Here is a 19,952-nt window from a genome sequence, read left to right as displayed (position 1 = left end):
CATGAAGCTTTATATGCCCTTTATATCCCCTATGTAACGCCCGCCGGTTTCTTTGGTCAAGTGGCTCTGACCTGGCCTTTTCGCGAACGCGGGGCGCGGTGCCGCGCGCGGCCCCCCGGTGGCTCAGTCGGCGTAGTCCGCGCCCGCCGAGCCCGAGTCGGCGGACAGCCGCAGCACCCCCGCCGCGCGGGGGTCCCCGAGCGCGTCGGACACCGCGCACGTCCCCGACCCGGCCGCGCACCGGACCCGGTAGCGCACCCCCGGCGGCAGGGTGACGTGCAGCGACCCCGAGTCGGCCGTCCCGGTCACCGCCCCGGGCGGCGCCGCGAAGCCCACCACGGCGCTGCCCGAGCCCACCCGGACCTCCGCCTGCGCCGAGGTGAGCGCGGTGGCCCGGACCGTGCCGCTGCCGACCTCGGCCCGTACCGGACCGCCGAGCCCGTACAGCCGCACCTCCCCGGACGCGCTGCGGGCGTCGACCGGGCCGGTCAGACCGCTGAGGCCGATCGGGCCCGAACTGCTCTCGACCCGCACCGGGACGCCCTTCGGCACCGTCACGGCGAGCTCCAGCGAGCAGCCGGTGCCGACGACGAGGGGCAGCCCGCCGTCGGAGCAGCGGGCGGTCAGCCGCAGCACGTCGCCCAGGAGGCTCTGCTCCACGGTCGGCCGCTGCCCGAACCACCTGGCCGTACCGCGGTAGTCCACCGTGCTGCCGGAGCCGGGGGTCACGCCGACCGAGGCGTCGTCCACCTCGATCTCGACGGCCCGCACCCGGTGCGCGCCGCTGCCGCCGGCCAGCGCCTCCTGGTGCCGGGCCTGCCGGGACACCGCCCAGGACGCGACGGGCACGAGCACGAGCAGGGCGCTCACGGCGGCGACGGCGTACCACGCGGTGCGCGCCCGCCGCGGGGCACGGCCGGCGGGGGCTTCGGTCGCGGGGACGGCGGTCGTGGGGGCCGCGGTCGCGGGGGCCGCGGCCGCGGGGGCCCCACCCTCGGGGGCGGTGGTCTCGGCGGACACGGACGGGCCTTCGCGGCCGGCGGGGGCGGCGGATCGGGCGCGGCCGGCGCGGCCGGCGGAGCCGGACGGAGCGTCGGGGGTGCCCGTCACGAGCCGCCCTCCAGGAACCGCAGCACCGCCAGCACCCTGCGGTGGTCCCCGTCCGCCGGGGGCAGGTCGAGCTTGGCGAAGATGTTGTTGATGTGCTTGGCCACCGCCGAGTCGCCCACCACCAGCTCGGCCGCGATCCCGGCGTTGGACCGCCCCTCCGCCATGAGCGCCAGTACGTCCCGCTCGCGCGGGGTCAGCCGGGCCAGCGGCCGCTCGGCCCCGCTCCGGCGGAGCAGCAGCTGGGCCACCACCTGGGGGTCCAGCGCGGTGCCCCCGGCCGCGACCCTCCTGAGGGCGTCGACGAACTCCTCGACGTCGGCGACCCGTTGCTTGAGCAGGTAGCCGATGCCGCCGCTCTGGGTGGCGAGCAGGTCGGCGGCGTAGCGCTCCTCCACGTACTGCGAGAGCAGCAGCACGGCGGTCCCCGGCCACTGCTGACGGATCATCAATGCGGCCCGTACGCCCTCGTCGGTGAAACCGGGCGGCATCCGGACGTCGACCAGGGCCAGCGCGGGGCGGTGCTCCTCGACGGCGGCCAGCAGGGCCTCGGCGTCCCCGGTCTCGGCGGCGACCTCGAACCCGGCCATCTCCAGGACCTTGACGAGTCCGATCCGCAGCAGCACCGAGTCCTCGGCGATCACAGCCCGCACGGCAGCTCCACAGTGATGACGGTCGGACCCCCGAGGGGGCTGTCGATCTCGATCGTTCCGTCCACCGACCCTACGCGCTTGCGCAGCCCGGTCAGTCCGGTGCCCCCGGCCGGATCGGCTCCGCCGACCCCGTCGTCGGTGACGGTGATGCGCAAGGGGCCTCCCCCGCCGCCGGGTTCGCGTACGACGGTCACCCCGCACCGCGAGGCCCGGGCGTGCTTGGCCACGTTGGCCAGCGCCTCGGAGACCACGAAGTAGGCCACGGCCTCCACGGTCGGCCCGGGCCGCTCGGTCAGCCGTACGGTCAGCTCGACCGGGAAGGGCGCCCGGGCCGCGACGCCCGACAGCGCGGCGTCCAGGCCCCGGTCCTCCAGGACGGCCGGGTGCAGTCCGCGCACCAGGTCGTTGAGCTCGGCGATGGCCTCCTTGGCCTCGCGGTGCGCCTCGTCGATGACGGCGCGGGCGGCGGGCGGCAGGTCGGTGAGGGTGGCGCGGGCGATGCCGAGGTTCATGGCGAGGGCCACCAGGCGCTGCTGGGCTCCGTCGTGCAGGTCCCGTTCGATGCGCCGCCGTTCGAGGTCGGCGGCGTCCAGCACCCCGGCCCGGCTCTCGGCCAGGTCCTCGACCCGCCGCTGGAGCTCCTTGGCGCGGTTGGGGCCGAGCAGGGCGGCCGCGGCGGTGGCGTCGAGCCGCGCGACGGCGGCCGCGAGCCAGGGCGTCAGGAGCAGCAGCAGGACGCCGGCGCCGGTCAGCAGGTCGTACTGGGAGGTCCAGCCCAGGGTGCGCTCCTGCCACGGCACGGCCGCGGCCCAGGCGTACGCGGTGGCCCCGGCGGCACCGGCGAGCCAGGCGAGGACGACGAGCGCGCCGGCCGCGCCGGCGACGGGGGCGACCAGCAGGTGGTAGCCGTACTGCCGCCAGGTGGCCTCCGAGCGCAGCCGTGCCAGCAGCCCGCGCGGGGAGAGCGGACGGCCCTCGTGGACGACGGCCGGCACCTCGAGGTCCAACAGGGACCAGAACCTGCTGCGTTGCAGCGCCGTGAGCAGCGGGCCGAGGACGAGGAGGGCGAGCAGCGCGGAGGGCGTGCGGCCGGGCGCCTGCACGACGTACGTGACGGCGCCCGCGGCCGGCAGCGCGAGCGGCAGGGCCGAGACCGTGAAGGCCGTGTGGCGCCAGGCCCAGGCCGACCACGGGGCGTGGGCGGCGGTCCATCGGAATGCGCGCCGCAGCGCCCCCGTAGCTTCCATGATCGAAAGCTAATCATGCGGGCGGGGCGGGCCTCCATCCCCCTGGTGCCCGCCCGATGGTGTACCTGGCACCACCCCCGGTTCGGACATCCGCGCTACTGCCCGCGGCCGGTCGTACGGACAGGCTTGGGCACATCACCGGTGGACCGCTCCGGCCCGCCGATCCGAAAGGAGCCCGTCCGCATGGCCCTCACCGCCCCCCGCCCCTCGTTCGGCCCCCTCGCCCTGTCCGCCCGGCGGCGCACGGCGCGCCGGACCGGCCTGCTGGTGCTCCTCAAGGGCGGCTCCGGGCACGGCGCTCCGGGCACCGTCCCGGGCCCGGGCACCGCCGGCACCGACACCCGCGGCACGACGGGCCGTGACACGGCGGGACCCGGCGCCTCCCGCCGTGGCACGACCCGACCCGGCGCCTCCCGGCGGGTGCTCGCCGCCCCCGCCGGGCTGCTGCCCGCGGTGCTCGTCGGCTGCGGGGCGGCGCTGCTGCCGTGGATGGTGGTGCTGGCCACGACGCTGCCGCAGACCGCCGAGGTCTCCCACTGGGCCACCGCCTGGGTGGGGCTGGACGCCCTGATCGCGGCCGGCCTCCTCGCCACGGGCGCGTTCCTGCGCAAGGGCGACCCGCGGCTGCCGGCCGTCGCCGCGGCCACGGCGACGCTGTTGGTCACCGACGCCTGGTTCGACATCACCACCGCCCCGGCGGGCGCCGGCCTCGCGACCGCCGTCGCCATGGCCGCCTGCGCCGAACTCCCCCTGGCCGGCGCCTGCGCCGCCCTGGCGCTGCGCACCCCGCCCGCCCGCGAGAGGTCCTGAGGCCGGCCGCCCGGCGGGCCGGCCCTGCGTCCTGCTCGGCCGCGCGGTCGCACCGGCCGAGGGCCGCGCCGGGTCTCCCCGTCCGCCCCTCCCCGGCTCCGGGCCCTGTCGGTGGGCGCCGTTACAGTGCCGTCTACAGTGCCGTCCGACCGTTCGCGCAGGGCCAGGGGTGGGGGAGACATGAGCGCACGACTGAGGGCGACCGCGGCCGAACTGGCCGTGCTGCTGTGGCGGGAGCACACCGTGTACCGGGAGCGGTCGGGTGGTGTGGTGATCCGCGGGGACCACGTCCAGCGCTGGATCAGCCTGGCCCCGACGGGCGGTCAGGGCGAACTCCTCGTCCGCGCCGGCCGGATCCTGCCCGGAGGCACCACGGCGCCGGCCCGCTGCGAGGCCGTCGCGGATCCGGCCGCCGGCACGGCCGGACTCGCTGCCCTGTGCCGCCGCCTCCTCGCCGAGACCGCCGCCCCGGAGGACCCGGCGACCGTGCCCCGGCAGCGCGGCGCACACGACCCGGCCCCCCGCAGCCGCACCCGCACCCGCACCCCGCGCACCGCCCGCCGTAGGGGCCGCCACACGGGCGCCGCCTCCTGGGCCGTCCTCCTGTGCGTGACGGGCCTCGTCGCGGTGTACGTGTACCTCGCCGCCGCGGGCCGGGGGATCTAGCGTTCCTGCGCCGAGGAGTAGTCGTACGCCGCGTCACCCGGGGCCCGGACCGCCGTCCGGACCGCCCTCCGGACGACGCCGCTCCGGAGGAGCCGGCCGTGCGGACGAGAACCGGGTCGCGCACTCGGCCCAGACCGTCTTGCCCGGCCCGTTCCGCTCCCGTACGCCCCACCGCAGCGCGAGCGCCCCGACGAGCACGAGCCCCCGGCCGCCCTCGGCGTCGAGGCCCGCCGGCAACAGGGTCGGCCGGCGCTGGTGGGTGTCCGAGACCTCCACGTGCACGCATCCGTCGCCCCTGCGCAGGTGCAGTTCGAAGTCGCGTCCGGGAACGCGCCCGTGCAGCACGGCGTTGGCCGCCAGCTCCCCCACGACCGTCACGAGCGCCTCGTGGGCGGTCGTACCGCGCGGGACGCCCCAGTCCACGGCCTGCTGCGCCGCGAGCAGCCGCGCGAGCCGGGCTCCGCGCCGGGTCGCCGAGAACCGCTGGGTGAACGTACGTACGGTGACCGGGGGTTGGGATGCGCGAGGTGTCATGGAGTCCAGCGTTCCGGCTGCGACCCCTGGTCGGGAGGGCTGACACTGGTACAGATCGATCTGTACTGGTTCCCGCTCTGGACTGTGCGGGTGACGGTCCGTGACCCTGGTCCGGGTCGGACGAGGATGCGCGTGGGCGAAGGGCGGCTGTGTCATGGCGGTTGACAACGGCGGCGGCAACAACGGCGATCCGGAGCTCTCCGACAGCCTCAAGACGTTCGGGGCGGTGCTGAAAGCGCTGCGGGACGAAGCCGGCCTCACGCAGGAGGCCTTCGCCCGGAAGGTGCGCTACTCGACGCACTACATCGCCAAGATCGAGCAGGGGAAGCGGTTCCCGCCCGCCGATCTGCCGCAGCGGGCAGAGGATGCGCTGGGCGGGGCGGCGACCAAGGTGCTCGTCGCCGCGGCACGAAGCCTGACGCGGAAGGCGGGCCTCGCGTCACGGTTCCACCAGTGGGCGGGCATCGAGGAGGAGGCCGTCTCCCTCTACACGTACGAGTGCCGGGTGATTCCGGGCCTGCTCCAGCCGGAGTCGTACATCCGCGCGATCTTCCATCGCCACCTGCCGCCGATGGGCGAGGATCACATCGAGCGGCAGGTCACTTCGCGTCTGGCACGCCAGAGCCTCCTCGTCGACCGGCCCAACACCAGCTTCTGCTTCATGATCGAGGAGGCCCTCCTCGCACGCCGGTTCGGCGGCACCGACGTGATGCGCGAGCTCCTGGACCGCCTGCTGTCGGACAACCGACGACGGAACGTGGAAGTCCTGGTGATGCCCATCCTGCAGGAGGACCACGCAGGGTTCGAGGGCTCGATGTACCTGGCGGAGAACGCGTCGAACCAGTGGCTGGGCTACATCGAAGGGCACGACAACAGCACAGTCATCACCGATCCACAAGCCGTCAGCCCCATGCTCCAGCGCTATGGCAAACTGCGCTCACAGGCTCTGAGCCGTCAGGACTCCACGAGCCTGTTGGAGCAGATGCGAGGAGCGCTATGAGCACCACGGAACTGGCCTGGTTCACCAGCAGCTACAGCGGTGGCGGCGGCGACAACTGCGTCGAAGTGGCCCTTCGGCCCGAGGCCGTGCTCGTCAGGGACTCCAAGGACACCGCCCGCCCGCCCCTCACCCTCTCCCCCGGCGCCTGGGCGGCCTTCACCGCACGCGTCTGAACACCCATACGCGCCAACCCCGTTGTGGTCGCCCACCACATAGTGGGTGACCACGGCGCGCCCTAGCCTCCCGGGACGTCCCCACCCCCACCGAGGAGGCCCTCTTGAAGCGAACGCCACGCTTCCCGCGGCTGCGCCGGCTGGCCGCACTGCTGCTGCTCGCCGCGTCGGCCGCGCTCCCGACCTCCCCCACGGCCCGGGCGGCCGTCCCGCCCGCGCCCACGCCCGGCGAGCTCAGGCCCCACACCATCAGTGCCGCCTACACCGCGGGGATCTCGTCCGGCGGGTACATGGCGACCCAGCTCCACGTGGCGTACTCGGGAACGTTCGCCGGGTCCGCCGTGTTCGCCGCCGGGCCTTACGACTGCGCGCGGGGCGACCTCTACCGGGCCCAGTACGCGTGCATGAAGACGTACCAGGACCTCGGGCTCGACGCCCTCGAGCGCACCACCCGCGACCTGTCCGCGCAGGGCCTGATCGACCCCGTGGCCAACCTCTCCGGCGACCCGGTGTACGTCTTCAGCGGGTCGGGGGACGCGACCGTCGAGCGCCCCGTGGCAGCCGCCCTGGCCGCGTACTACGGACGCTTCGGCGCCCGCGTCCGGTACGACGCCACGACCGCCGCCGGGCACGCCTGGATCAGCCCGCTGGGGCCGAACGGGTGCACCGTGACGCAGAGCCCGTACGTCAGCGACTGCGGGATCGACGCCGAGCGCGACCTGCTCGGCCACCTCACCGGACCCGTCAACGCCCCAGCCCCGGCCCCCACCGGCTCACTCGTCCGCTTCGACCAGAACCGGTACGTGCCCGGCGGCTCCGCCTCCGCCGTCTCCATGGACGGCAGCGGCTTCCTCTACGAACCCGCCGCCTGCTCCGACACCGCCGTCCCCTGCCGCCTGCTCGTCGCCCTGCACGGCTGCAAGCAGGGGTACTCGTACCAGTCCTTCGGCACGAAGTTCATCGACACCGCGTACCTCGACGAGTACGCGGACACCAACCACCTCCTCGTCCTGTACCCGCAGGCCGTCCCGACCACCACGCTCGACAACCCCAACGGGTGCTGGAACTGGTGGGGTTACCTCGGCGACGGCGCGTACGCACAGCACGGCGGCCGGCAGATCGAGGCCATCATGAACATGGTCCGCGCCCTCGGCGGCGGGGGCGGGGGCACGGAACCGCCGTCCCCGGCGACCACCGTCACCCTCCCCTCCCTCGACGCCCAGGACGGCTACGTGAAGGCCGCCCCCGACGGTTCCGGGGCGGCGGTCGGCACCCTCGAAGGCGTCTCCGGCCTGGCCCTCGGCCGTGGCAGCGACGGCAGGGACAACCGCACCCTGCTCTCCTTCGACACCTCGCGCATCCCGGCCGGCAAGGAGGTCGTCCGGGCGTACGTGACCGCCGCCCGCGCGAGCGGCTCCGGCGACCCGTGGGCCTCGCCCGCCGGCAACCGCCTGCTGCTGGACGTCCGTACGGGCTGCTTCGGCGCCGCGTGCACCACCGAGCCGTCCGACTGGTCCGCCCCGGCGACCGTCCCCGGCGCCGCCGAGCTCCCCGCCTTCTCCTCCGGCACGCGCGCCTCCACGGACCTCTCCCCCGCCGCCCTGGCTGCCCTCGACCGCACCGGCACCACCCAGCTCCGCCTGCGCTTCGCCACCACGCCGACGTCCACGGCGTACCTCTTCCTCGCCACCGCCCCCCGCCCCACCCTCACGGTCGAGTACCGGTAGCGCGGCGGCGCGGGAAGACCGTCAGGCCAGCGGCTCGGCCGCCAGCCGCAGCACCTGCGCGGGCCCCGCCCGGAAGGCGGGGCTCGCCGCGTCGGCCTCGACCATGTGCGGCGTGGCGTCGTGCGCGTCCAGCGCCTCCTGCGAAGCCCACCGCTCGATGAGGACGAACCCGTCCGGGTCTCCGCTCATCCGGTGCATGTCGTACTGCAGGCACCCCTCCTCCGCCCGGACGACCGGCGCCAGCCGTTCGAACGCCGCCACCTGCTCCGCCCCGCGTCCCGGCAGGGTCCGTATCACGATCACCAACTGCACTGTCTCTGCCATGCCGTGCACCCTAGCCACGGCCCCGCCCACCGGGTCCCGACCGCCCGGGATGTGGACGCGGACGGCTGTCGGCGCGCACGCGCCCCGCGCGTCACCGGTCGGCCGGGACGTCACCGGTCGGCCGGGAAGTGAGCCGGCCTCAGCCCGCGGCCGCAGGACCCACCCGCCCACTCGTCGACATCGACAAAGGATTCAGACCCAACGGCCTGTATCTTCCGTCGATTCGCAAGTTACCTGCGGGTTTTGATTTCAAAACATCGCCCCCGGGTCTTGCGCCCCGGAGTGGTGATCCGCAAGGATCAGCCCCCGTCGGGTCGTGGAACGACCCGTTCCGCCTCGGCTCCCGGCCGCGCACCGGCAATCCCGTGCGCCCGGCCACCCCTTCGCCCGCCCCATCCGCGCGGCCGGCCGCACACCGCCCGAGGCCCCCAGCGACTCCCCGCGACTCCCCGCGACTCTCCGCGACGCCCCGCGCCGTACGCACGCCCCTCGTCCCCGGGGCGCCGTACGACGCCGTCGCGCTCCCTCTCATTCACCTACCCGCAGGCAAGGCAGAGATGGCACCACTGGCCGCGCGCCGCAGAACCCGCACCGACGCTCCCGTCCACCCCGTGGACGAGGTGCCCCCGCTCCCCCGACTCACGCTGTACGGCTTCCAGCACGTCCTCGCCTTCTACGCGGGGGCCGTCCTCGTCCCCGTCCTCCTCGGCAACAGCCTCGGCCTGTCCCGCCAGGAGCTCGTGTACCTGATCAACGCGGACCTGGTCACCGCGGGCATCGCCACCGTCATCCAGGCCTGGGGCTTCTGGCGGATCGGCGCCCGCCTCCCGCTCGTCCAGGGCGCGACGTTCACCGCCGTCTCCCCGATGATCGCCATCGGGCAGGGCGCGGGGGGCGGCACCGCGGGCCTCCTCGTCGTGTACGGCGCGGTCATCACCGCCGGGGTCGCGACGTTCTTCCTCGCCCCCTTCGCGGGCCGGCTCGCCCCGTACTTCCCGCCGATCGTCACCGGGACCCTGCTGACCGTCATCGGCGTCACGCTCATCCCCGTCGCCCTCCAGGACGTCGGGGGCGGCGCGTCCCTCATCGGCGGCCCCTCGTACGGCGCCCCGAGCCACCTCGCCTACGCCGGCGGCACCCTGCTCTTCATCCTGCTCGTCGCCCGCTTCGGCGGACCGTTCCTCGGCAGCGTCGCCGTCCTGCTCGGGCTGGTCGGCGGCACGGCCGTGGCCTGGCTGCTCGGCGACGCGGACCTCGGCGCCGTGGACCAGGCCGGCTGGCTGGGCGTCAGCACCCCGTTCCACTACGGGCTGCCGCACTTCTCGCTCTTCCCCATGCTGGCCATGGTCGTGGTCATGCTGATCACGATGGTGGAGACCACCGGTGACGTGTACGCGATGGGCGAGATCACCGGTCGGGACGTCGACGGCGAGACCGTCGCCCGCGCGCTGCGCGCGGACGGCGTGGCCACCGTCCTCGGCGGCGTCTTCAACTCCTTCCCGTACGTGGCCTTCGCCGAGAACATCGGCCTGGTCCGGATCTCCCGCGTGACCAGCCGCTTCGTCGTGGTCGCCGCCGGCGTCTTCATGATCGCCCTGGGTCTGGTGCCCAAGGCCGGCGCGGTCGTGGCCTCCGTCCCGCACCCGGTCCTGGGCGGCGCGGCCGTGGCGATGTTCGGCATGGTCGCCACCGTCGGCATCCAGATCCTGGGCAAGGCCGACCTCAGGGAGGAGCGCAACGCCCTGATCCTCGGGCTCAGTCTGGGTGCCGCGATGCTCCCCACGGTCGTCGGCCCCTTCTTCGACCACCTGCCCACGGAGGTCCGCGCGGTCCTGGGCAGCGGCATCACCCTGGGCAGCCTGACCGCGGTCCTCCTGAACCTCTTCTTCCACACCCGGGCCGACCGCCGCTCCCGCGAGGAGATCGACTGGGACGCCGCGCTGGCCACCGACCCGGACCCCACCCCGAGCTGGTGAGGCGCCGTGCCCACCCACCCGCCGTTCTCCGCCGAACAGGCCCGGGCCGCCCGTGCCCGGGTCGGCCTGACCCTCCACCAGGTCACCTTCCACATGGCCCAGTTGGGCATCGGACGCGAGCCGGACACGGTCCGGGACTGGGAATCGGGCGCGGCCACGCCCACCGAACCCGAGCTCTTCGCCCTCGCCGACGCCCTCTGGTGCCCGGTCGCGGTCCTGATGGCCCGCAACCCGCGCACCCTCCGCGAGTACCGGCTGGCCCGCCAGTTCACCGCACCCCGCCTCGCCCGCCGCATCGGCATGGACCCCGACGCGTACGCCCGGGCGGAGGGCGACCACCAGTGGCCCGGCACCGACCGCCAGACGCTCCTGCTCGCCGACGCGCTCGGCCTGACCCCCGACGAGCTCCGCACCGTCCTCGACCGCACCGCCGACCTGACCGCCCTGCTGCGCCAGGCGGTCGAGGGCCGCTGGAAGCAGTACGCCCCCGCCCTCGCCCGCCTCTCCGGCACCGCCCCCGACCGCACGGCCCGCGCCCTGCGCACCCTGCACCAGGAGTACGCCCGCTTCAACGAGCGCTACCTCGGCCACCTCGTGGCCCGCTCCGACGACGCCCGCCTGCGCGAGGTCGCCCAGGCCCGCGCCGCCTGGCTGCGCGCCCTCCCCGACCGCTTCCACCACCTGGCGAGCGGCGGCTGACCCCTCACTCCGCCCCGAGCCGCTGCCGCCACCTCGCCGACAGCCGCGGCCGGACGAACACCACCCCCTGCTGCGTCCCCACGGCCAGGTCCAGGCCCGCGCTGCCCGGCAGCGGGACGAGCGCCGTGACGAGCGCCGGCACCGGGGCGGCCCACACCTGCTCGCCGCTCGGCAGATGGCACAGCACCACCCCGGTTCCGTCGCTCACGGCCACGAGCGCTTCGCCGCTGGGGGCGTGCCCAGTCCACAGGATCCGGTGGGCCAGGACGGGCAGCCGGCCCGTCACCTCGGGATCCGCAGCGTGCCAGACGGCCACCGGGACGGGGGCCTGGCTCGGCACCGTGTCCACCGTGTCCGGCAGGGGTCCGACGAGGCAGAGGAGCATGGGAGGGCCCTCGCCGAGATCGGCCCACCGGAGGAAGTCAGGGCCCCGGCCCCTCTCCCGGCCGGCGTCGGGCGCCGGCGGGCTCACCGGGTGGCGGGCACCGGTCACCAGGTCGATGACCGACGTCGCGGTGTCCAGGCCCCGCTGGGCGATCCAGCGCGTCCCGGCCCGCCCGCGGTGCGGCACCAGCAGGTCCACGTCGTGGGCCAGTTCGTACGCGCCGTCGGCGTACTGCAGTCCGGTGGCCGCGTCCCAGAGACGTCCGGCGACGACCTGTCCGCGCCCGGTGCTCGGCCGTCCCAGCCGGTCGCGGCGGTATCCGCCGACGCTCGACTCGTCGCCCCGGGCGGCCCTGGTAGCCGTCATCAGCACCGCGTCACCCGCCGCCGTCGTGAACGCCGTGACGCGCACGACGTCCGCGTCCACGGCCACGGTCCACGGCAGGTCGACGACGTTCCGCGCCCCGTCGGCGCCCGTCACGAGCGTGGCACGGCCGCGCAGGGCGTCGAACTCGAGCACGCGCGTGGCGGGGTGCCGGTCCGTCCCCGGCAGGAACCACGCCTGCAGGCCGGACTCGTTCCCGCCGAGCCAGCTCCAGGCGGGCAGGTCCGCCCCGGCCCGCAACCGGCGCCAGGTACTGGACACGGTCGTCTCGCACACGGGCCCGTTCGGGTCCGGCGGACCACCTCCGGACTCGACGAAGCTCCGCGAGGCCACGCGTCGGTCCAAGAGGTTGAGCGTTCCGTCGGGGTCCTCGTGGCTGCGCACGGTGTCGCTGTCGTCGCCGAGGGCGAACTCGGTGGCCGGGCCGACCGCCACCCTGGCCGTTCCCCCCTCGCCGGGGACGTACGTCGCGCGCCACACGGTCCGGGACCCCCCTGCCACGACGGACAGGGTCTCCCCCGTCAGGGCTGTCAGGGAACCCACTTCGGGCTGCGCGGGCATCCGTTCCTCGCCGGCGGCCGGGCCGGGCGGCCCGCCCTCGGCGTGCGCCCCCCACCGCCAGAGGCGGGCGGTCCCGTCGTTGCCGACCGCGAGCACGTCCGGCCCCGCGGCCCCGGGGGCGTCGAGCACCCGCACCGCACTCACGGCCCCTTCGTGCCCGTACAGCGTGCCGGCCGGCGCTCCCGTGGCGCACTCGGTCAGGACCACGTCGGCACTCGTGGCGGCGCCGACCACGAACAGTTCGCCGTCCACCAGCACGGCGTCCACCAAGGCCGTACGCAGGTGCATGAGCGCCGCGCCCCTCACCAACCCGCCGAGGCGGACGCCGAGGAAGCACTCCGAATTGCTCACGACGAACACCGGGTCCGCACCGCTGCCGTGCGCGAAACCGCCCGCCGACGCCCAGGGCAGGGACTTCTCGCGCGGCGTACTCGTGCTCCTCCCGGTAGCCGGTTCGAACACCGTGTAGTGCCCCGGCCATTCCACGAAGGCGAGGACCGTGCCGCGCGGCCCTCCGACGCCGTCCAGCAACGCACCGCCCGCCAGGCCGGCCAGCACCTGGCGCGGCGTGCCACTCCGCTCGAGGTCGTGCGCCGTGAGCACCCCGCGGCCCCGGTCGAACACGAACATGACGGCCCGGCCCGCCTCGTCGCAACCGAGGCGCGCGGTGAGGGAATCCGCACCTGCGCGCCCGTTCTTCTCCGTTCGGTGCTCGGCGAGGACGTCCAGGCCGGGCAGTGACAGTGCCACCGCGCGGTCTTTGTCGCGGCAGACGGCCACCGGCGTGCCGTCGGACAGGAGCCCCCCGCCGTCCAGAGCGTGGAGGCCGGTGGCCGGAGCGACGGCGCGCACCGACTGGTCCGCGACACCCCAGACGCGCAGGGCGCCCTTCCGGTCGAGGGTCACGGCCTCGGCACGGTCCGCCAGCACGGCCAGCCCCACGACCCGGTCCGCATGGGGCAGGACCGTGGACTGGGCGGGGTCGTCGAGGAACCAGACGTTCACCTGGCCCTCCAGTGGCGGCTGCGCCACCACGGCCCGGCCCCCGGACGGCAGCACCAGCGGCTCCAGCCGCCAGCCGCCGAACACCGACCTCATCGAGTAGACGTCGCCCGCGTGCCGGCCGACCACCCGGTGCGGAGTGAACCGCCGCGGCTGGGCCGCGATCCGCCGCACCGTGCCGGAGAGCCCCTCCGCCGCGCGCGCCAGCCCGTGCACTCCATGGGTCTCGGCGACGAACGCCAGCAGGGCGGCCCGGTCGGTGTCCGGGTCCGCTCCGTCGAGCAGCGACCCGAACCGCTCCACCGCGAGCGCCGGCACGGGCCGGCGCTCCACCTGCCGTACCGCCGGCAGCAGCGTCGCCGGGTCTGCGGCGAGGACGAACGCCGCGTCCTCGATGAGGTCGTCCAGTGCCCCCGAGCCCGCTGCGTGGGTGGCGAGGTGCGACCGGACGTACGCGGGGGCGGCGGACCAGTCGCCCTCCGGGACCAGCTCGCGCAGCACGTCCACGAAGCACTGCTGGACGTCCGCCGCGTCCCGGTGCCGCAGCACGCGCGCCCGCATGTGGTCCGTGAGCTCCTGGTGGTAGAGCCGGAAGGAACGCGTGCGGTCCACCGACGCGTGCGCGACGTACGAGCCGTCCTCCTCCAGCAGCAGGTCGACGTCCGTCTCCGTCAGGGGGAGCCCCGACAGCCGGCCGGCGACCCGGACCCACAACCGGCGCGGCAGGCCGCTGCCCTCGGCGAACGCCAACGCGGTGAGCAGGGCCGTCGTCGCGGTCCGCCGCCCGGCCGGACGGCGCCGCAGGTACGCCTCGAAGGCGCCTCCGACGTCCGACGGCAGCTGCTCCGCCCACCCCGGCACCGAGGTGTCGGCCGGCCGCCCGCGCAGCAGGGCGCTCGCCGTCATCCGGGCGACCAGGAAGCACCGCCCGGCGCGGCGGGCGACCTCCGCCGCGACGCGTCGGGCGAGGTCGGGCAGGTCCGCGTACGGGGCACCCGTATCGGAGATCACCTTCTCGACGTACTCGGCGGTGTCGGTGTCGTCGGCGTACGTCCCCTCGTCGAGGTCGATGAGGGGCACGCGGTCCCCGAGGTGCGGGAGCAGCTCCCGGCGCGAGCCGACCAGCAGCCGTACGCACGGGACGCCCGCCAGCGGCCGCAGCAGGTCCCAGGCGATGCGGCGGGCCTCGGCCCGGTCGCCGCCGGGACCGGCCTCGTCCAGCGAGTCGACGACGATCCGCAGCGGCCGGCGCCTTCCGGCCAGGGCCTCGAACAGGGCGCTCGGTGTGGCGGCGTGCACGTCGGCCGCGGCCGCCAGTCTGCCGACGAGGGCGTCCAGGGTCTGGTGGTGGGCGTTGACGGACGCGTCGGCGTGGCCCTCGAGGACCAGTCGGCCGAGTACGGCCGACTTTCCGGAGCCCGGATCGGCCGTGACCACCAGGGCGCCCGCGGCTCCCTCGCCGGCCAGGTGCGCGCGGGCCTCGCGCAGGGCGCGTTCGCGGCCGGTGAAGTACGAGCCGGGGTCGTGGACCTGTTCCACCCCGCGCCCGCGCGGCTCGAAGTGCGCGGCCAGGTCGCCGGCGTCGGCGCCGCGGGCGCCGTCCCCCGCGTGCTCCGCCCGTGGGTCGTGCAGCGGGTTGGCGAAGAAGGGCGGGGCCTCGGACTGGTCGACCGCGTAACAGGTGGCCCGCTGCCGGCGGCCGGCGGCGGTGAAGGCGCGGTTGACGCGGTCGGCGAGCGTGCCGGGGGCCAGGTACCGCTGCGACGCACCGTCGCCCGCCGCGACCGCGTCGGCCAGCCGGGACACGAACGCCCCGTCGTCGGCGAGGTCGCGGTGCCGGGCGGAGGCCAGCAGCCAGGTCCCGGACCCCGTGGCGTCGGTCCGGGCGCGGCCCGCGGCGACGGCGTCGCTCACCGTGCCGATGCCGGTCCCGGCGACCGCCGCGTAGCAGGCGTCCACGACGAACAGGACGTGCCGGACCGGCGACGTGGCCAGGACCTCGGCCAGGTCGGCCGGCGAGAGCCACGAGTGCGGCCGGCCGTACCCGGTGTCCGCGCACGCGAGCCGGTATCCGCCGGCCGGTGGGCGCTCGCCGTGGCCCGCGTAGTACACGACCACGACGTCCTCGGCCGAGAGCGCGGCGGACGCGCACCAGTCGGCCAACGCGTCCTCGAGGTCCCCCGCGCCCGGGTCGTCCGAGACCTCGGCCAGCACCCGCTCGTACCCCATCGACCCGAAGAGCGAGACCACCGCCGCGACGTCGCCGGGGACCGCCGGCAGCTCGGGGAGCGCGGCGTCGCGGTAGCGCCGGGTCCCCGCCGCCACGAGGTAGCGCATCAGCGCGCCCCGGGCCCCGGCTCCGTCCCCAGCCCCGCGGCGATGGCGCGGCCCGTCTCGACGGCGGTCAGGTAGCGGGTGGCGTCGTGCATGTGGCTGCCGTTGTGGACCAGGAGGTCGGTGACGCGGTTCCCGAAGGCGGGGCGCAGCTCGCGCACCGCGGCGACGACGTCGGTGGAGTCGGCGATGTTGGTCCAGGCCCGCAGCGGCTTCGGCCAGCGCGCCCGCCGGTCCCGGGGCGGCGGGTCGAGCCGGTCCAGGACGAGGGACCGCATGCCGAGCGGGGACCCGAGCGTGACGAGCATGCGCACGTCCCAACTGCCGTTGTACGCCTCGTCGCAGAGGGTCTCGTACGCGATCACCGACCCGAGCGAGTGCCCCACGACCACCCGGGTCCCGGACGTGATCCGCGCTGCCACCCGGGCCCGGGCGGCAGCGCGCACGTCGTCGTCCGACAGGTAGGCGGTGACCTGCTTGAGGCTGCCGACGAGCATGGCGTCGAGCACCCCGCGCAGGAACGCCGCGCCCGTCAGGGCGTCGAGGGCCGCCCGGACGGCGTTCAGCCGCAGGGCCTGGGAAGGCGCCCGGAAGGCCGCGCCGCGCGTGCCGTCGGCCGCCGGACCGGGGACGGCCGGGTCGGTCCGGGCCGCCGCCTCCCACCAGGCCATCAGGAGCCGGAACTCCTCCTCGGTCTCGACGTCCTCCGGCCCGCACGGCGGTTCCTGCCCGCCGCGGGTGCCGCGGGGCCGGAACAGGTCGCCGTAGAAGGCCGTGCCGACGTCGTCCGGCTCGGGCACCGGCCCGCCCGCCAGCCGTACGCCGCTCAGCAGCTCCGGCACGGTGTCCCGCGCCACGGAGTCCTCGCCGAGGTACTGCTTGCCCACGCCGTGCACGAAAACGATCGCGCTCAATTGCCCTCCCGCGTAAGGCGACCAGCCTACGCGGGTACGCCGCCCCGGGCGATGACGTCCGCGTACCAGTGGGCGCTGGACTTGAGGGTGCGGCGCTGCGTCGCGAAGTCGACGTGGACGATGCCGAAGCGCTTGCCGTACCCGTAGGCCCACTCGAAGTTGTCGAGCAGGGACCACAGGAAGTAGCCGCGGACGTCCGCGCCGTCCCCGACCGCCCGGTGCACGGCCGTCAGGTGGGCGTGCAGGTAGGCCACCCGCTCGGGGTCCTTCACGGCGCCGGACGGGTCGGCGTAGTCGTCGTACGCGGCGCCGTTCTCGGTGACGACCAGCGGCAGCCCGGGCAGCTCGTCCCGCAGTCGGACCAGGAGTTCGTACAGCCCGTCGGCGTCGACGGGCCAGTCCATGGCCGTGCGGGGCCCCGGGACGGGAACGAAGCGCACGTGCCGCTCGGCGCCCGCCCACGGCGAGGACGAGGGCGAGGGCGCGGTAGAGGGCGAGGTCGACGCCGAACTGCCGGCCGCGACCTCGGTGGGGGCGTAGTAGTTGATGCCGAGCGACTCGATCGGTGCGGACGCCGTCCGCAGGTCCCCGTCCCGGACGAAGGACCAGTCGGTGACCGCCGCGGTGTCGGCGACGAGATCCTGCGGCAGCCGTCCGTGGAAGACCGGGTCGAGGAAGATCCGGTTGCCGACGGCGTCGATCCGGCGGGCCGCGTCATGGTCCTCGGGCGTGCCGGTGTGGGCGCGGACGGCGTGGAGGTTGAGGGTGAGGGACACCTCGGCCGGCTCGGGGAGCGCGGCGCGCAGCGCCTGCACGGCCAGGCCGTGGGCCAGGTTGAAGTGGTGGGCGGCCCGCAGCGAGTCGACCGCGCTGGTACGGCCGGGGGCGTGCACCCCGCTGCCGTAGCCGAGGAAGGCAGCGCACCACGGCTCGTTGAGGGTGGTCCACGTCGCGACGCGGTCGCCGAGCGCCTCGGCCGCGAGGCCCGCGTACTCGGCGAAGCGGTACGCGGTCTCCCGCCGCGGCCAGCCACCCGCGTCCTCCAGCTCCTGGGGCAGGTCCCAGTGGTACAGGGTCGCCACCGGCCGGATGCCCGCCTCGCGCAGCTCGTCCGTGAGCCGCCGGTAGAAGTCCAGGCCCTTCTGAACGGCAGGTCCCCGGCCGGTCGGCTGGACGCGCGGCCACGCCAGGGAGAAGCGGTAGTCGGTCACGCCGAGCCGCCTCATCAGCGCGACGTCCTCGTGCATCCGGTGGTAGTGGTCGGCGGCGATGTCACCGGTGTCGCCGTTGCGGACCTTGCCGGGGGTGCGGCTGAAGGTGTCCCAGATGGAGGGGGTGCGGCCGTCCTCGGCGGCGGCACCCTCGATCTGGTACGCGGCGGTGGCGGTGCCCCAGCGGAAGCTCTCGGGGAACCGGAGCGTCGTGGTGCTGCCCGGGCGGGTGTCGAGGGCGGTCATGGGTGTGGGACTCCCGGAGGTGAGACGACTGGGGGAAGGGGAAGGCGGGCGGGGCGGCGTGGACACGGGTCCGGCCCGCGTGGTCAGCCCTTGACCGCGCCCTGCATGATGCCGCCGACGATCTGCCGGCCAAGCAGCCCGAAGACCAGCAGCACGGGCAGCGTGCCGAGCAGGGTGCCCGCCATGACCACCGACTGGTCGTTGACGTAGCCGCCGCCGAGCTGGCGCAGGGCGACCTGGACGGTCGGCTCCGAGGAGGACAGGGCGACGACGGGCCAGAAGAAGTCGTTCCAGGCGGCCATGAAGGTCAGCAGGCCGAGGACGGCCATGCCGGGCCGGGCGATGGGCACGACGATGGACCAGAAGATCCGTGCCGTGGACGCGCCGTCGACCCGGGCGGCCTCGATCAGTTCGTCGGGCAGCGACTGCACGAGGTGCTGGCGCATGAAGAACACGCCGAAGGCGGAGACCAGGCCGGGCAGGATGACGGCCTGGAGCTGGTTCACCCATTGCAGCTCGGCGATCACCATGAACAGCGGGATGACGCCCAGTTGCGGCGGGATCATCATGGTGCCGACGGTGATCGCCAGCAGGGCGCCGCGGCCCCGGAAGCGGAGTTTGGCGAAGGCGAACCCGGCGAGCGTGCAGCACAGCACCGTGCCCAGGGTGATCGAACCGGACACGATGAAGGAGTTGAGGAGCGCCGTGCCGATGTCGGCCTCTTCCGTCACCGCCTCGAAGTTCCGCAGGAGGTTCGGTCCGGGCAGGAGCGACGGCGGAACCGCGGCCAGCTCGGCGTTGGAGCGGCTGGCCGCGACGATCGTCCAGTAGAAGGGGAACGCCGAGACGAGCACGGCGACGACCAGGAGCGCGTGGGCGAGCTTCCCGCCCCGCATGGTGCGTCCCGCGCCGGACCGGCGCCGCACCCGCGCGGCCGGCCGTTCGGGGGCCGGGGTCGTGGCCGGCGGAGTGGCGAGCGCGGTCAACGGCCGGCCTCCTTGCGGGAACGGCGGCGCGCGAACAGGGCGTTGGCCCCGACGACCACCAGGATCAGCAGGAACATCACCCAGGCGATGGCGGCCGCCCGGCCCAGGTGGAAGAAGCCCCAGCCCTGCTCGTACAGGTAGAGGCCGAGGGTCTGGTACTGGTGCGAGATGCCTCCGGAGGCGGAGCCCTCGAAGAGGAGCGGCTCGCCGAACAGCTGGGTCGCGCCGATCGTGGAGACGACGGCCGTGAAGACGATCGTGGGCCGCAGTCCCGGCAGGGTGACGTGGCAGAACTGGCGCCACCGCGACGCCCCGTCCATCTCCGCGGCCTCGTACAGCTCGTGCGGGATGGACTGCATGCCCGCCAGGTAGATCAGCGCGTTGTACCCGGTCCAGCGCCAGACGACGATGCTGGAGACCGCGACCTGGGAGGCGAGGGTGCCGGTCTGCCAGTCGACGGGGCCGATGCCGACGAGCCCGAGCACGTAGTTGACCAGGCCGAAGTCGTGGCCGAAGAGCTGGGCGAAGACGAGCGTGGCGGCGGCGACGGAGGTCGCGTACGGAAGCAGCATCACGGTACGGAAGAACGTCCGTCCGCGCAGCTTGTGGTTGAGCAGGTGCGCGAGACCGAGCGCCATCACCAGCTGGGGGACGGTGGAGAGCACCCCGATGGTGAAGGTGTTGCGCAGCGAGGTCCAGAAGAACTCGTCGTCCAGCAGCGTGGTGTAGTTGCCGAGGCCGCGCCACTCGAGGTCGCCGGGCGTCTGGAGTTCGACGCGGTACAGCGACACGAAGGCCGTGTAGATCAGGGGGAAGAGACCGAAGGCGGCGAAGAGGGTGAAGAACGGGGCGACGTAGGCGTACGGGGAGAGTCTGGCCCACGCGCGCCGGACGTCGGAGCTCCGGCTCCCTGGTGTCGGTCGCGCGGGTGCGGTGAGGGTCACGGTGCGGCCCTTCGGGAGGAGGCGGTGCCGGGCGGGGAAGGGGTGGGCCTTCCCCGGGGTGCCCGCCGC

The 19,952-nt window shown here is 74.8% G+C and carries 17 protein-coding genes; 7 read left to right on the top strand and 10 right to left on the bottom strand.

The window, feature by feature from the left end:
• Nucleotides 1-123: 123 nt before the first annotated feature.
• From IF43_RS38335 to IF43_RS0128330, 3 genes are read right to left on the bottom strand one after another with little or no spacing between them, the layout of a single operon-like run.
• On the bottom strand, nucleotides 124-1,110 hold the full coding sequence (locus tag IF43_RS38335) for a hypothetical protein (RefSeq protein WP_030206858.1): 987 nt from the start codon (nucleotides 1,108-1,110) through the stop codon (nucleotides 124-126).
• A complete protein-coding gene (locus IF43_RS0128335) occupies nucleotides 1,107-1,760 on the bottom strand; it encodes a response regulator transcription factor (RefSeq protein ID WP_030206855.1) in 654 nt (217 codons plus the stop codon). The genes IF43_RS38335 and IF43_RS0128335 overlap by 4 nt, the downstream gene beginning before the upstream one ends.
• Entirely contained in the window at nucleotides 1,748-3,007 is a 1,260-nt protein-coding gene (locus IF43_RS0128330) for a sensor histidine kinase (RefSeq protein WP_051796335.1), read from the bottom strand. Before IF43_RS0128330 ends, IF43_RS0128335 begins: the two co-directional genes overlap by 13 nt.
• Nucleotides 3,008-3,190: 183 nt before the next feature.
• Between IF43_RS0128330 and IF43_RS43115 the strand changes: the two genes are divergently transcribed.
• The gene (locus IF43_RS43115; protein WP_234332567.1) at nucleotides 3,191-3,817 is read left to right on the top strand and encodes an LPXTG cell wall anchor domain-containing protein; all 627 of its coding nucleotides are present in this window, start codon (nucleotides 3,191-3,193) and stop codon (nucleotides 3,815-3,817) included.
• A gap of 180 nt (nucleotides 3,818-3,997) precedes the next feature.
• A complete protein-coding gene (locus tag IF43_RS0128320; RefSeq protein WP_037890405.1) occupies nucleotides 3,998-4,483 on the top strand; it encodes a hypothetical protein in 486 nt (161 codons plus the stop codon).
• 33 nt (nucleotides 4,484-4,516) lie between these two features.
• Here IF43_RS0128320 and IF43_RS0128315 read toward each other — a convergent pair whose 3' ends face one another.
• The gene (locus IF43_RS0128315; protein WP_051796334.1) at nucleotides 4,517-5,017 is read right to left on the bottom strand and encodes an ATP-binding protein; all 501 of its coding nucleotides are present in this window, start codon (nucleotides 5,015-5,017) and stop codon (nucleotides 4,517-4,519) included.
• Between the two features lie 154 nt (nucleotides 5,018-5,171).
• Here IF43_RS0128315 and IF43_RS0128310 point away from each other — a divergent pair, with 154 nt between their 5' ends.
• The 3 genes from IF43_RS0128310 (at nucleotide 5,172) to IF43_RS0128300 (ending at nucleotide 7,917) form a co-directional block, all read left to right on the top strand.
• The gene (locus IF43_RS0128310; RefSeq protein ID WP_030206818.1) at nucleotides 5,172-6,017 is read left to right on the top strand and encodes a helix-turn-helix transcriptional regulator; all 846 of its coding nucleotides are present in this window, start codon (nucleotides 5,172-5,174) and stop codon (nucleotides 6,015-6,017) included.
• On the top strand, nucleotides 6,014-6,190 hold the full coding sequence (locus IF43_RS38780; protein WP_063753411.1) for a DUF397 domain-containing protein: 177 nt from the start codon (nucleotides 6,014-6,016) through the stop codon (nucleotides 6,188-6,190). The genes IF43_RS0128310 and IF43_RS38780 overlap by 4 nt, the downstream gene beginning before the upstream one ends.
• A gap of 104 nt (nucleotides 6,191-6,294) precedes the next feature.
• Nucleotides 6,295-7,917 (top strand): PHB depolymerase family esterase, encoded by a 1,623-nt coding sequence (locus IF43_RS0128300; RefSeq protein ID WP_030206808.1) that lies wholly within the window; start codon nucleotides 6,295-6,297, stop codon nucleotides 7,915-7,917.
• A 21-nt stretch (nucleotides 7,918-7,938) separates the two neighbouring features.
• Here IF43_RS0128300 and IF43_RS0128295 read toward each other — a convergent pair whose 3' ends face one another.
• Nucleotides 7,939-8,241, bottom strand: a complete 303-nt coding sequence (locus IF43_RS0128295) for a putative quinol monooxygenase (protein ID WP_030206800.1) — start codon at nucleotides 8,239-8,241, stop codon at nucleotides 7,939-7,941.
• Between the two features lie 611 nt (nucleotides 8,242-8,852).
• Between IF43_RS0128295 and IF43_RS0128290 the strand changes: the two genes are divergently transcribed.
• Both IF43_RS0128290 and IF43_RS0128285 read left to right on the top strand, forming a co-directional pair.
• Entirely contained in the window at nucleotides 8,853-10,217 is a 1,365-nt protein-coding gene (locus IF43_RS0128290; protein WP_324605137.1) for a nucleobase:cation symporter-2 family protein, read from the top strand.
• Nucleotides 10,218-10,223: 6 nt separating this feature from the next.
• Entirely contained in the window at nucleotides 10,224-10,916 is a 693-nt protein-coding gene (locus tag IF43_RS0128285; RefSeq protein ID WP_030206796.1) for a helix-turn-helix transcriptional regulator, read from the top strand.
• Nucleotides 10,917-10,920: 4 nt separating this feature from the next.
• Here the strand turns inward: IF43_RS0128285 and IF43_RS38330 are convergent, their stop codons facing one another.
• The 5 genes from IF43_RS38330 to IF43_RS0128260 all read right to left on the bottom strand — a co-directional run bounded on the left by IF43_RS38330 (nucleotide 10,921) and on the right by IF43_RS0128260 (nucleotide 19,883).
• A complete protein-coding gene (locus IF43_RS38330) occupies nucleotides 10,921-15,585 on the bottom strand; it encodes a caspase family protein (protein ID WP_030206793.1) in 4,665 nt (1,554 codons plus the stop codon).
• Nucleotides 15,585-16,496: a hypothetical protein gene (locus IF43_RS0128275; RefSeq protein WP_030206789.1), complete on the bottom strand. Its 912-nt coding sequence runs from the start codon at nucleotides 16,494-16,496 to the stop codon at nucleotides 15,585-15,587. The genes IF43_RS38330 and IF43_RS0128275 overlap by 1 nt, the downstream gene beginning before the upstream one ends.
• A gap of 26 nt (nucleotides 16,497-16,522) precedes the next feature.
• Nucleotides 16,523-17,953 (bottom strand): GH1 family beta-glucosidase, encoded by a 1,431-nt coding sequence (locus IF43_RS0128270; RefSeq protein ID WP_030206787.1) that lies wholly within the window; start codon nucleotides 17,951-17,953, stop codon nucleotides 16,523-16,525.
• Between the two features lie 83 nt (nucleotides 17,954-18,036).
• On the bottom strand, nucleotides 18,037-18,939 hold the full coding sequence (locus IF43_RS0128265; RefSeq protein WP_030206778.1) for a carbohydrate ABC transporter permease: 903 nt from the start codon (nucleotides 18,937-18,939) through the stop codon (nucleotides 18,037-18,039).
• Nucleotides 18,936-19,883, bottom strand: coding sequence for a carbohydrate ABC transporter permease (locus IF43_RS0128260; RefSeq protein ID WP_030206774.1), 948 nt, complete (start codon nucleotides 19,881-19,883; stop codon nucleotides 18,936-18,938). Before IF43_RS0128260 ends, IF43_RS0128265 begins: the two co-directional genes overlap by 4 nt.
• Nucleotides 19,884-19,952 lie beyond the last annotated feature (69 nt).

The organism is Streptomyces sp. NRRL S-87, assembly GCF_000719335.1.
Classification (GTDB): domain Bacteria; phylum Actinomycetota; class Actinomycetes; order Streptomycetales; family Streptomycetaceae; genus Streptomyces.
Note: the sequence above shows the minus strand (reverse complement) of the source record. Positions and strands in the feature narration are given on the sequence as shown.